Below are 12,755 nucleotides of genomic sequence, written 5' to 3'. Positions count from 1 at the left end.
GGTATAAAATTACGCTCCATTAGAAGATGCCTTTTTCTATGCTTTAAAAAATCTCAGCCGTATTTCACCGTCAAATTTACATAAGAAATATGTTCTCTCATGACTGCATATGCTGTTTGATAATCCCCACTTTTGATTGCATTTAATAACTTCCCATGCAGATCAATGGTTACATCAATGGCTCGGGGATTTTGTGTTAAAGACTCCCTTAGAGCCAACCGAATTCCTTTTTCAAAGGATTCTTTGGCAGCAATCATGGTACTCATCAAAAGTTTATTATGGGTCGCCGCCGACACTTGCATATGAAACATAGAATCGTAATCTACAAATAAATTCACATCATTTTTACTTTCGATCATTTTTTCATAACAAAATGTCAAATCAGCAATGTCTTCAGGCGTTGCCCTTTTTGCCGCATAGCTAGCTGTTTCCGCCTCTAACATATATCTGAACTCTAAAAGATCACCCAAATCAGAATTTTCAACAGTAATACTAAAAGGAGCGATGTTTACTATATTATCTATTTCATTTACAAACGTACCTGCCTTGGAACGGCGAATAAAACCAAACACCGCCAATGCTGTATATGCTTCTCTTAATGTACTGCGGCCTACGCTTAACATATCACTTACAATGTTTTCGTTCGGCAACATATATCCTGCGGGGAGTTGTCCACCCATAATTAACTCTTTGAAACGCTGGAACAAATTTTGCGAAATATTGCATTTGCCTAAATCATTGGTTAAATAAGCCACGTTCTCCGCAAGGTAGTCTCTTTCCATCTCGTTCCCCCCATATGTTTCTTTTTTAACAATTTGTTACTCTATTCTATCATTGTTATTGTTGCGTGACAAGAGGTTTCATCACTTTTCGAAAACATATTCTTCTTGTATTTGTGAAAGAGGGACTTCTTTATCTAAAAGGAAGGATGCTGTTTCTTGATGAACCTCTTCTAAACGCTTTTGATCCTTTCTTCGTACCAAATTATCTTTCTCACTTTGTTCTAATGTTAACATTTCATATACACTGCGAACAACAAAATGATTTTTATCCTGAGCATTTCTAAACTGTGTCCAAATGGGAACAAAAGAAACTTCTTTTACATTAGGAGGCGCACTTCCTACTTGTTCTATGGTTAAATGCAAAACAATAGAAGCATTTCTAGGTGGTGTGGTTTGGGAAGATATAAAATTCCCTAGGGAGTAAATGATAAAACCATCATGAACCCCATCCCCGTGGTCAATCTTGACATATTCCATGGGTTGTAATACATGAGGATGGCTGGCAAGGACAATGTCAGCCCCTGAGATAAACATTAAATCCGCCCATTCTTTAAAAACATCCCTTGTATAGGACTCATATTCATTCCCCATATGGGGCATAACCACAACAACATCTGCTTTACCCTTTGCTCTTTTAATATCTGCTGTCATTTGTTCATGATCAATGAGGTTAACCAAGTACGCATCTGGTACGGGAATACCATTGGTACCATAGGTATAGGATAAAAAGGCAATTTTAATCCCATTCACTTCTTTGATGAGAATTTTATCCCGCTCCTCTTGGGAACGGTAAGTTCCCATATGCTCTATTCCGTATTCATCCAGCTTGTCCAAGGTTCGAATTAGCCCTTTTTTCCCAGTATCCATACTATGATTATTTGCCGTTGTTAAAACATCAAATCCTGCATCCTTAACGGCATCTAAAAAGGAGTCTGGTGTATTAAAACAAGGAAATGATGCGTATCCCCGTTCTTTTCCACCAAAGGTTAACTCTAGATTACCCAAAACTAAGTCATACCCATCAAAATATTTCTTCATATCTTGAAAGTTATGCATGAAATTATATGTGTCTGTGGCAGAATCATAAGCTTCTTGATACTGATAATCATGAACCATAATATCTCCAACGACTGCTAACGTTGCCTGTCTTATCATAGGCTGGGAAACCCCTGCTGAAATAGAATAGTTCTGTTCCTCCTTTATGGTACAAGAGGTAAGAAAAATACAGCCTAATAAAAGAAGTAACAATTTCTTCATTTGACACCCCCAATTTCGTTTCTTCATTATAAACAATCATAAAATTTTATATTCAAAAAATAGACAAATATTATATTTGTCTATTTTTCACAAGGTTTAGTTATTCTTCTTCTCTTAAACTTAAAGCCGTACCATTTTTAATGGATCTGCGACAAATAAAATAAATAAACCAACATAACAAAGCAGGACCAAAAACCAAAATAAAATAAATCCAATTATTCCACGTAATGTATACCCAAACGGAAAGTACCACCATTGCAATAGGAAGTATCATCCCTGTCCATTTAGAATTAGGATTCGGTCTACTGGCAACAACCCCTTCAATAAAAACCATACAAAGAACCAGTGAAATTACTTTTCCAACAGCTAAAAAAAATTCGATATCCCACATTTTCCTTTACACCTCGGTCTTTCTGTCTATACTGAGATTCTAGCAGTATCCGTAATATTTGTCAAATAATCAAGGATGTTTTTAATCTAATTAGATAAAATCCACAAAAAAAACAGGAGATGTTTACTATAAGCTACTGATATTCTTCCAACACTTTAATGGTGTGATATTCCCAAAACTCCATAAATAAAAACAGCAGTACACGAGACATTCCAAAAGAATACCCAAATAACTGCCGTCATATGGCTATCATCTGCCGTGTAATCCATAATACATATAATCAGCCATTTTTAATGCTTCATCCTCAATGGCATCATATAACTTTACATTTTCCTCATGTTTTTCGCTCAGTCTTGTTATCGCTTCAGCTTCAGTCATTTTTAAATGACTATATAGGAGTAATTGCCACTCTTTTTGGTTCCAGTTGGGATTTATATCTGCTAAAAATAGAGCAATCGCATCTGCATTTGCATACCAGTTTTTACGAGCAGTTTCCACCTTCTTTGTGTCTCCCTGCTTTGCTGCATTTACTAATTCGGCAGCAATCAATATATGTTGTGTGAATAAATCTTTGAACTGATTCGCTTTTTCATTTCCATAAAAAACTCTTAAAATGTCAGCGAAATCACTTGGATTTTGTAATAATCGGTTTGTTACAAAGGGTAAGTCCCCTAAGTCCGATGCTGTGCTTATAATAAATGATCTCGTCCACATAACATGTTGCTCCCAGAGCTTACGCAATTCGTTCCGTAGTGCCGTTTGTTTTGTAGTGTACCTATAACCCTGGTTATACATAAAAACTGTCTCCTCGTCATCATCAAAACTATGATATAATCTACTCATATTATATACCCATAATTTTGAAGTGTTACCGTTATGCTTCCTCTTACTCTTACCACCATAGCTGGTGCTTTTTTTACTACGCTAGAGCCCAATAAAATAAAACTGCACCTTACTAGTGCAGTTTTATTTTTAAACGGTTTATTCCGTTATGGTTGGTGTTTCAACTTCTACTTCATCTGTTTCCACACCTTCGGTTTCTACAGCTTCTGCTATTAATTCTTCGTTCAATTCCTCATCGTCGTCTTTGATATCCTCCTCAGAGATTTTCGCAATCCCCACAACAGTCACATCATCGTTCAGGTTTATCAACTTCACACCTTGAGACACACGACCAATGGTTGAGATATCTCTTGCTCTTAAACGAATAATAATACCTTCGGAAGTCATTAACATAATTTCTTCGTTATCTTCAATCAAAAGAACTCCTGTCAAAAGACCGGTTTTATCCGTCAATTGATGGACTTTCATACCCTTACCGCCTCGATACTGAACGGTAAAAGCATCTGTTTCTGTACGTTTTCCAAATCCGTTTTCTGTTACGTTAAGAATTTTCGCCCCTTCGACGATTTTAACGGCTGAAACAACATAATCTTCTTTACGCAGCGTAATGGCTTTTACCCCCGTCGCTGTACGCCCCATAGGACGCACATCTTTTTCAGAGAATTTGATACCCAAACCATTTCTTGTAGCAACAAAAATTTCATCTTCACCATTTGTTGTCATAACAGAAATTAAGCTGTCATCTTCCCTTAAATTTACGGCAATTAAGCCGCCTTTTCGTATGTTTGCAAAGCTTGTCATTTCCGTTTTCTTGATCACACCCTGCTTAGTAATCATAACAAGATATTCGTCTTCTTTAAACTCTTTCACTGGAATAATAGCGGTAATATTTTCGCCTGATTCAATTTCCAATAAGTTCACAATGGCCATACCCCTTGCAGTTCTCCCTGCCTCAGGAATTTGGTAACCTTTCATGCGGTATACCCGTCCCTTATCCGTAAAGAACAAAATCGTATCGTGGGTTGAGGAAAGGAACATGTCTTTTACAAAGTCTTCTTCCCTTGTCTGCATACCAACAATACCTCTACCGCCTCTATTCTGGCTCTTATAAGTATCTAATGGTGTACGTTTGATATAATTGAGATTAGAAAGGGTCATTACGCAAGTTTCTTCCTCAATCAAATCCTCAATATCAATTTCTCCAGGGTTCTGCACAAATTGAGTACGACGTTCATCGCCAAATTTATCTCTAACTTGTAATAATTCGTCTTTGATGACGCCCAACATTAATTTTCTATCTGCCAATAAAGCCTTGAAATAAGCAATCTTTTCCATTAAATCCTTATATTCAGCATCAATCTTTTCATGCTCTAAGCCTTGTAAACGACGTAACTGCATTTCCAAAATTGCCTGTGCCTGCAAATCCGACAGGGAAAAACGCTCCATCAAGCGTTCTTTTGCATTATCATAACTAGTACGAATAATACGTATAACCTCATCGATATTATTGATTGCAATACGCAAGCCTTCCAGAATATGAGCTCTCTTTTCTGCCTTATCCAGGTTAAACTGTGTTCTTCTTGTCACAACGTTTTCTTGATGCTTCAAGTATTCTTCAATAATACGCTTCAGGTTTAATACTTCAGGCTTACCATCTACCAAGGCAAGCATAATAGCGCCGAAGCTTTCCTGCAACTGGGTAAATTTATAAAGCTGATTCAAAATAACATTGGCATTTACATCTTTTTTCAATTCAATGATAATTTGAATATCGTCACCAGATGAAGCATCATACAGGTCACTAATGCCCTCAATACGCTTATCTTTGACAAGATCAGCGATTTTTTCAATCAATCTGAGCTTATTTACAACATATGGTAGCTCTGTTACAACAATTCTTTCACGTCCATTTGCCATAGGCTGAATTTCAGCCAATGCACGTACTAAAATCTTGCCTCTACCCGTGCGATACGCTGCACGAACGCCACTCTTACCAAGAATTGTTGCTCCCGTAGGGAAGTCAGGGCCTTGGATATGCTCCATCAAATCTTCGATATCCGTGTCTTCGTCGTTAATTGTATTATCAATCATACAAACCACGCCGTTAATGACTTCTGTTAAGTTATGAGGTGGTATATTGGTTGCCATACCAACGGCAATACCTGAAGAACCATTTATCAAGAGGTTTGGAATCCTTGCAGGTAAAACCGTAGGTTCCTTTTCATTTTCATCATAGTTTGGTATAAAATCAACGGTATCTTTTTCAATATCCGCCAGTAATTCTGCGGTAATTTTAGACATTCTTGCCTCGGTATAACGGCTTGCAGCGGCACCGTACCCATCGATGGAGCCGAAGTTACCATGACCATCAACCAACATATAACGCATAGAAAAGTTCTGCGCCATACGAACCATTGCCTGATAAATGGAACCATCACCATGAGGATGGTATTTACCCATGGTATCACCCACAATACGAGCTGATTTACGGTAGCCCTTATTCGGATCCAAGTTCATTTCGCTCATAGAATAAAGAATACGCCTTTGTACAGGCTTTAAGCCGTCTCGTACATCAGGCAATGCACGGGAAACGATTACGCTCATGGCATAATCGATATAGCATTTTTTCATTTCCTCGTTAATATCTATGGAAACGACCTTATCTATTTCTCTGATTTCGTCGCTCATTTTTTCACCTCATTTTTATTTAAAAACCTTATAAGACCTTGAGGCTCTGCCTCAAACTCCGCAAGGGATTTCATCCCTTAACCCATTTTTTCAAAACGTTGTTTTGAAGGGTCTATATACGTTATACTGATATTTTTATCTCAACCCTAAAGCCTTCTCCAAGGAAAACGTAGTTTTCCAAATTGGGTCAAGGGCAAAGCCCTTGCAGGGTATTAGGGACAGCGTCCCTAAGGTTTCACGCTTAGAAGTCCATTACTGCATACTGGGCATTCTCAGAAATAAATTCCCTTCTTGGTTCTACGCTGTCACCCATAAGCATACTGAATATTTCATCCGCAAGAAAAGCATCACTAATATCAACTTTTTTCAAAATTCGATGTTCCACAGCCATTGTGGTATCTCTTAGCTGGTCAAAATCCATTTCACCAAGACCTTTATAACGCTGTACATCTTTAATACCTGTTTTGCCAATTTCGTTATATAGAGCTTCTAACTGGGCATCGTCATACACATAATAATGCTGCTTATTCTTCTCTACACGGTAAAGAGGTGGCTGGGCGATGAATACCTTACCTTCTTCAATCAATTGAGGCATATAGCGATAAAAGAAGGTTAAAAGCAACGTACGAATATGAGCCCCATCCACATCGGCATCGGTCATGATAACGATTTTATGATAACGTAATTTTTCAATATCAAAATCATCAGAAATTCCCGTACCAAAAGCAGTAATCATATTTTTGATTTCTTCACTACTCAAAATACGATCCAACCTTGCTTTTTCCACATTTAGAATTTTACCACGCAAAGGCAAAATAGCCTGGGTTTTAGGATCTCTGGCCTTAATTGCACTACCACCCGCGGAGTTACCTTCTACGATGTAAACTTCGCACTCATAGGGATCTTTACTGGTACAGTCTGTTAATTTACCAGGGAGTCTTGTATTTTCCAGCCCAGTTTTACGACGAACCAATTCTCTTGCTTTTTTTGCTGCGTCACGGGCTCTAGAAGCCGTCATTCCCTTTTCAATTATAATTTTTGCTACCGATGGATTTTCCTCCAGATAATAGGTTAAATATTCGCTTAAAACGCTTTCTACAGCATTCTTAGCTTCGCTATTACCTAACTTAGCTTTTGTTTGGCCTTCAAACTGGGGATCTGTTACTTTAATGCTGATAACAGCAGAAATACCTTCCCTCACATCGTCGCCAGAAAGCTTTTTATCTGCATCCTTAATGGCATTAATCTTCTTGCCATAATCATTCAAGGTTTTGGTTAAGCCGCTTTTAAAGCCGACCAAATGGGTACCACCGTCGGCAGTATTGATATTATTTACAAAGCTAAAAATATTTTCAGTGTATCCGTCATTATATTGGAACGCCACCTCAACCAATACGCCATCTTTTTCACCAGAAGCATAGAAAATATCCTCATATAAAGGCTGACGACTTTTATTGATATAGGCAACAAACTCTTTAATACCACCTTCGTAATGGAAGGTACGTTCCTGTTCCAAACCTTCTCTTAAATCAATTAAGTTAATTTTCAAGCCTTTTGTTAAAAAGGCAGTTTCACGCAAACGCTGCTTTAAAATATCATAAGAAAAAACTGTTTCCTCAAAGATTTCAGGATCAGGCAAGAAATGAACATAGGTACCATGCTTCTGAGATTCCCCAATCACCGTAACAGGCGTTAATACATCTCCTCGGGAGTATTTTTGCTCATACACTTTTCCGTCAGTATGAATGTTCACCGTTAACCAACTTGACAGTGCATTTACAACGGAAGCACCAACACCATGCAAACCACCAGAAACCTTATATCCACCGCCGCCAAACTTACCACCGGCGTGCAAGATTGTAAAAACAACCTGAACCGCTGGAATTCCCTTTTGCTGCTGAATCCCAACGGGAATACCACGGCCATTATCCTCAACAGAAATGGAATTGTCGGCATGGATTTTTATCGTTATTTCGTTACAAAACCCTGCCAAGGCTTCATCCACCGCATTATCCACTATTTCGTAAACCAAGTGATGCAAGCCTCTTGCACTGGTAGAACCAATATACATCCCGGGACGCTTTCTAACAGCCTCCAATCCTTCCAGCACTTGGATTTGACTTTCATTGTAATCTGATGACATAAAACCTCTCCTTCAACTAAATCTTCTTGGGCTCCTCATCTTTTCTTTGTGCCAAAGAAAAAATAGGTTTATTTCATAAAACCTATTTTGAATCAAATATTATTTGGTAAAAATATTCTATTTAACTCAAAGCATTGCTTCAATCATAAATCATCCACGTTCAAAAAAACCTTAAAAAAACAGGGTTTTTTTCTAAAATTTCAGAAAGTTTACCTTGCATAACTATTATACCATTTTTTCATCCATTCTACAAGGAAAAACCTTATATTTTCAAGGAAAACAGTAATTTTAATAATATTACATTAGTTTTTTTCCTTCCTTATTATTTAGTTACCCATTCATTTAAAAATATTTTAATTGCATTATGAAAATTTACATAATGAATGGATAAAAACGAAAGGGATGTACTAGCACCTTGCCACCACACCCCTTTGAAATAGATTTAATTTTCCGGGGTTATTCGCCCATTTTCCACATAAAACAAGTTATCTTTACTGATATATTTTTTAATGGCATCTTCAATCCCTGTGCAAGTTAAAAACGCTTGTAATCCTTCTATGCTTTCCATCAAATATTTCTGTCGCTGCTCATCTAACTCAGAAAGAACATCATCCAGTAATAAAACAGGATTTTCCCCTGTCTCCTCCCGAATTAAATCAATTTCTGCCAATCTTGTTGCTAAAGCCGTTGTCCTTTGCTGGCCTTGAGAACCAAAACTTTTAACTTCCTTGCCATCAATAGAAAAAATAATATCGTCTTTATGGGGGCCATAATTTGTGCTACCCAAATAAAGATCTCTTTGCAGATTACGTTCCAGCCGTTCTGCCATCTGACCTAAGTCGCAATTTGGCTTATATATGATTTTAAGCTGATCTAATCCCCCTGTGAGAGCATTTAGCTTTTGGGCAGCTATTATATCTAATCTTTGCAAAAAGTCCCTTCTAGCCATCATAACACGCTCACCATATTCAATTAACTGCTCGTCCCAGACAAATAAGGACTCTTGCAAAGCAGGTTTTTTCTGAATTTCTTTTAATAAATTATTTCTTTGCTTCAAAATACGATAATATTGCTGCAAGTCATAATAATAAATACGACTTAACTGACAAAGTTCCATATCTAAAAAACGCCGACGCTCCGCAGGACCATCCTTCACCAAAGAAAGATCCTCAGGGGAAAATACAACTGTATACAATGTACCAAATAAATCACCTAACTTTTTAATTGGTATGCCATTTTTTGCAATTCCTTTTTTTGTATCCCGTCTTAAATGAACATCAATCCGCTCATTCCGATTTTTCTTGCTCACCAAAAGACGAATATGGCTTTCCTCTTCGTCAAAGCCGATCATTTGCCAATCGTACTTTGTTCGCATGGATCTTCCCGTAGCACAAAAATAAAGGGATTCCAAAAAATTGGTTTTCCCCTGTGCATTTTTGCCGTAAAAAACATTGATTCCTGTGGACGGCCGAATATGCATTTTTTCCAGATTACGAAATCCTTGCAAAGTCACTTCTGTTATTTGCATAAATATCCACCCAATATACAAGCTTCTTTTCTGTACGAAAGAAAAACTTCCATTTACATACAGAATGTTATAATTTTAACGATAGTCATTACATATGATAATTTCTTTTATTAACCAGAAAAAAGGGATATACTATCCCCTTTTTCCACATCTATATTCCCAGCGAATTGTTAAAAAAACATCATGATTCACTCACTACTTTAATCGTTCCAAATCCTTTTACCTCAATCACATCATTGGGGCGGATTTTTTTTCCTCTTTCCAAAGCTTGTATGCCATTTACATAAACTAAACCATCGGCAATTAAAATCTTAATATCTGAACCTTGGCCAATGAGACCTGCAAGCTTTAAAACTTGTTGCAATTTAATAAATTCTGTTTGAATTACAACTTCCTGCATAGAGTATTCCCTCTTTCTAAATTAGTTAACATAATATTTACATTCTTAATGGAAGAATTAAGTATTTAAAAGAATCTCCCTCAACAGGTAAAATTGTACAAGGGCTCAAAGAAGCAGTAAAATGTATTCTTACTCTTTCTTCATCAATGGAACGCAATGCTTCAATGAAATAACGAGGGTTGAAAGCGATGGAAATTTCTTCACCTTCAATTTCCGCCACAACTTCCTCAAAAGCCGTTCCCATGTCACTTTTTGCTGTAATTTCTAAGGAATTTGTTTTAATCTTAAAGCGAACTGGGGTTTTTCTATTGTCTCTAGATACCAAAGAAGCACGTTCTAAGGATTGAATCAACTCACTTTTATCAATCAAAATTTCTGTTTTATAATCTTCAGAAAAACTTTGTTCATATCGAATAAAATCACCAGCGATTAGGCGAGAAACCATAACAGCCGTTCCCAAATCAAATAAAATATGCTTATCTGTTACATAAAGGGAAACCAAATCTTCGTCTTCCTGAGATAAAATTTTATTTAATTCACTTAATGTTTTTCCAGGAACAATCACCTCATTATTTCCCCAACTAAGAATCAAATTATTTTTACGATAAGAAATTCGGTAGCCATCTACCGAAACAATATTTAAAAAATCCCCGCCAAACTCGAATAATTCACCGGTTAGCACAGGTTTTGAATTGTCTTGCGCAATAGAAAATATGGTCTGGCGAATCATATTTCTTAGATCATTTTGTTTTAAAGTATAAGATTGATTCTGTTCAACTTCCGGCAAAGCAGGGAAGTCCTCTCCGCCTTGGCCCATAATTGTAAATTCTGATGAACCACAAACAATGGTAACTGCATTTTTTTCATCTGTAGAAATGGATACTTCTTCTCCATTCAAACGACGGATAATTTCGTTAAAAATACGGGCTTCTATGGCAATTTCCCCAATTTCTATAATTTCAGCATCTATGGAAGCAGTTTTTATCCCCAATTCCAAGTCATTTCCAGTTAAAACAAAACCTTTATCATCCGCTGTTAATAAAATACATTCCAAAATTGGAAGGGTAGTTCGATTAGAAACAGCTTTATTCACAATGTTAATGTATTGTAACAGCAAATCTTTTTTACAAATTAGTTTCAAGTTGTTCACAACTCCTTTTCACACAGTCTATAAAGAAATAAATAAGAGTTTATCCGCAGTAGCAGTAGTAGAGGCTGTGGGTTTGTGGAAAACCCCTTTTTCCCCAGAAAATAGGGAATTCTGCCTGTTGGTAAGTAGTGTGGAAGCTGTGTGGGTAGAAGTATAGCTTATCCACAGTATTCACAAAGAGGGGTGGGGGTTGATACTTGTCCACAGGTTATCCCTACCCTGTTCCACAAGCCGTTGTGGAAGGTTATTGACCCTTAATATCCTTTTCCAATTGCAAAATGGTGTTTTGCAATGCCGTATCGTTTTCCAGTTGTTTTTCTATTTTAGATATTGCGTGAATTACAGTGGTATGATCACGCCCACCAAAGCTTTCGCCAATTTTGGGCAAGGAAATATCTAATAATTTTCTACATAAATACATAGCAACCTGTCTAGGGAAGGCGATATTTTTGGGTTTTTTGCTTCCTTGTATATCTTCAATACGAATATTGAAATGTTCGCATACAATTTCCTGAATTAAGTCAGGAGTTATGGGTGCTGACGCATTTTCACTGAAAATATCCTTTAAGGAGTTTTCGGCCAACGTAATGGAGATATTTTGATTTGTTAGAGTTGCAAAAGCAACAATACGAGTCAATGCTCCCTCTAACTCACGGATATTGGATGCAATATTTTTTGCGATATATGCCATAACATCATCGGGTACTTGCAAATTATCACGTTCTGCTTTCGTACGAAGAATGGCGATTCTTGTTTCGTAATCGGGGGGCTGAATGTCAGCAATTAGGCCCATTTCAAAGCGGCTACGTAATCGATCTTCCAAGGTTTCAATTTCCTTTGGAGGACGGTCCGAGGATATAATAATTTGTTTGGTTGATTCATATAATGCATTAAAGGTATGGAAAAACTCCTCCTGTGTACCTTCTTTTTTAGAAATAAACTGAATATCGTCAATCAGAAGAACATCAATATTTCTGTATTTATTACGAAAAGCTTCGTTTTTATTGTTTTGGATGGATAAAATCAGCTCGTTGGTAAAGGTCTCACTGGTTACATATAAAACCTTTGTCGTATTATTATTGTCGAGAATATAATGGGCAATGGAATGCATCAAGTGGGTCTTTCCAAGGCCTGAGTTACCATACAAAAATAAGGGGTTATAATTTTTTGCCGGAGCCTCAGCAACTGCCAAAGAAGCTGCGTGTGCCATACGGTTACTATTACCAACCACGAAAGAGCTAAATACATATTTTGGGTTCAAATTTCTTGGAATATCATTATTTTGCTTTTGGGGATCTTTTTGTTCAACCATTCGAGTAGGGCGTTCATTTCCTAGTAAAATAATGATTTCTAAATCTCTTTTGGTTACCTGTTTTACAGTATTGCGTAATAGGTCAAAGTAACGTTTTTCCAACATATCTTTGGCCAAAGGATTTTCCACTTGAAGATAAAAACAATTATCCTGTACGCCATAGGGCACAATGGGACGAAACCATGTTTCAAAACTAACGGCAGAACTTTCTTCTTCGATAATTTTCAATGCTTCGTTCCAAAATTCGTTTATGTGTTCCAT

Annotated in this window: 10 protein-coding genes; all 10 read right to left on the bottom strand. The window is 37.0% G+C overall.

Annotated elements, in window-relative coordinates; genetic code table 11:
• Positions 1-53 precede the first annotated feature (53 nt).
• Positions 54-782: a FadR/GntR family transcriptional regulator gene (locus RBQ60_RS00050; protein WP_307884562.1), complete on the bottom strand. Its 729-nt coding sequence runs from the start codon at positions 780-782 to the stop codon at positions 54-56.
• 81 nt (positions 783-863) lie between these two features.
• On the bottom strand, positions 864-2,039 hold the full coding sequence (locus tag RBQ60_RS00045; RefSeq protein ID WP_307884561.1) for a CapA family protein: 1,176 nt from the start codon (positions 2,037-2,039) through the stop codon (positions 864-866).
• A 100-nt stretch (positions 2,040-2,139) separates the two neighbouring features.
• Complete coding sequence (locus tag RBQ60_RS00040) at positions 2,140-2,430, bottom strand: hypothetical protein (protein ID WP_307884560.1); 291 nt, start codon at positions 2,428-2,430, stop codon at positions 2,140-2,142.
• 249 nt (positions 2,431-2,679) lie between these two features.
• Positions 2,680-3,144 (bottom strand): acetylglutamate kinase, encoded by a 465-nt coding sequence (locus RBQ60_RS00035; protein WP_307884559.1) that lies wholly within the window; start codon positions 3,142-3,144, stop codon positions 2,680-2,682.
• 267 nt (positions 3,145-3,411) lie between these two features.
• Positions 3,412-5,961, bottom strand: coding sequence for a DNA gyrase subunit A (gene gyrA, locus RBQ60_RS00030; RefSeq protein ID WP_307884558.1), 2,550 nt, complete (start codon positions 5,959-5,961; stop codon positions 3,412-3,414).
• Positions 5,962-6,202: 241 nt separating this feature from the next.
• Complete coding sequence (gene gyrB / locus RBQ60_RS00025; protein WP_307884557.1) at positions 6,203-8,104, bottom strand: DNA topoisomerase (ATP-hydrolyzing) subunit B; 1,902 nt, start codon at positions 8,102-8,104, stop codon at positions 6,203-6,205.
• A 442-nt stretch (positions 8,105-8,546) separates the two neighbouring features.
• Positions 8,547-9,632, bottom strand: coding sequence for a DNA replication/repair protein RecF (recF, locus tag RBQ60_RS00020; RefSeq protein WP_307884556.1), 1,086 nt, complete (start codon positions 9,630-9,632; stop codon positions 8,547-8,549).
• Positions 9,633-9,813: 181 nt separating this feature from the next.
• Positions 9,814-10,032 (bottom strand): RNA-binding S4 domain-containing protein, encoded by a 219-nt coding sequence (locus RBQ60_RS00015; RefSeq protein ID WP_307884555.1) that lies wholly within the window; start codon positions 10,030-10,032, stop codon positions 9,814-9,816.
• Positions 10,033-10,069: 37 nt separating this feature from the next.
• Positions 10,070-11,173, bottom strand: coding sequence for a DNA polymerase III subunit beta (gene dnaN / locus RBQ60_RS00010; RefSeq protein ID WP_331654218.1), 1,104 nt, complete (start codon positions 11,171-11,173; stop codon positions 10,070-10,072).
• A gap of 253 nt (positions 11,174-11,426) precedes the next feature.
• Positions 11,427-12,755 carry a chromosomal replication initiator protein DnaA gene (gene dnaA, locus RBQ60_RS00005; protein ID WP_307884553.1) on the bottom strand — a complete coding sequence of 443 codons (1,329 nt, stop codon included), beginning with the start codon at positions 12,753-12,755 and terminating at the stop codon, positions 11,427-11,429.

Source organism: Anaerotignum sp. MB30-C6 (genome assembly GCF_030908465.1).
Classification (GTDB): Bacteria; Bacillota; Clostridia; order Lachnospirales; family Anaerotignaceae; genus Chakrabartyella.
The sequence above is the reverse complement of the archived record's forward strand: the minus strand, read 5'-3'. Positions and strand labels throughout refer to the sequence as shown.

Excerpts from the sequence above, each read along its gene's own strand:
- gyrB (WP_307884557.1), bottom strand. The coding sequence starts at position 8,104 with ATGTCATCAGATTACAATGAAAGTCAAATCCAAGTGCTGGAAGGATTG.
- RBQ60_RS00040 (WP_307884560.1), bottom strand. The coding sequence starts at position 2,430 with ATGTGGGATATCGAATTTTTTTTAGCTGTTGGAAAAGTAATTTCACTG.
- recF (WP_307884556.1), bottom strand. The coding sequence starts at position 9,632 with ATGCAAATAACAGAAGTGACTTTGCAAGGATTTCGTAATCTGGAAAAA.
- gyrA (WP_307884558.1), bottom strand. The coding sequence starts at position 5,961 with ATGAGCGACGAAATCAGAGAAATAGATAAGGTCGTTTCCATAGATATT.
- RBQ60_RS00050 (WP_307884562.1), bottom strand. The coding sequence starts at position 782 with ATGGAAAGAGACTACCTTGCGGAGAACGTGGCTTATTTAACCAATGAT.
- RBQ60_RS00045 (WP_307884561.1), bottom strand. The coding sequence starts at position 2,039 with ATGAAGAAATTGTTACTTCTTTTATTAGGCTGTATTTTTCTTACCTCT.
- RBQ60_RS00015 (WP_307884555.1), bottom strand. The coding sequence starts at position 10,032 with ATGCAGGAAGTTGTAATTCAAACAGAATTTATTAAATTGCAACAAGTT.
- dnaA (WP_307884553.1), bottom strand. The coding sequence starts at position 12,755 with ATGGAACACATAAACGAATTTTGGAACGAAGCATTGAAAATTATCGAA.
- RBQ60_RS00035 (WP_307884559.1), bottom strand. The coding sequence starts at position 3,144 with ATGTGGACGAGATCATTTATTATAAGCACAGCATCGGACTTAGGGGAC.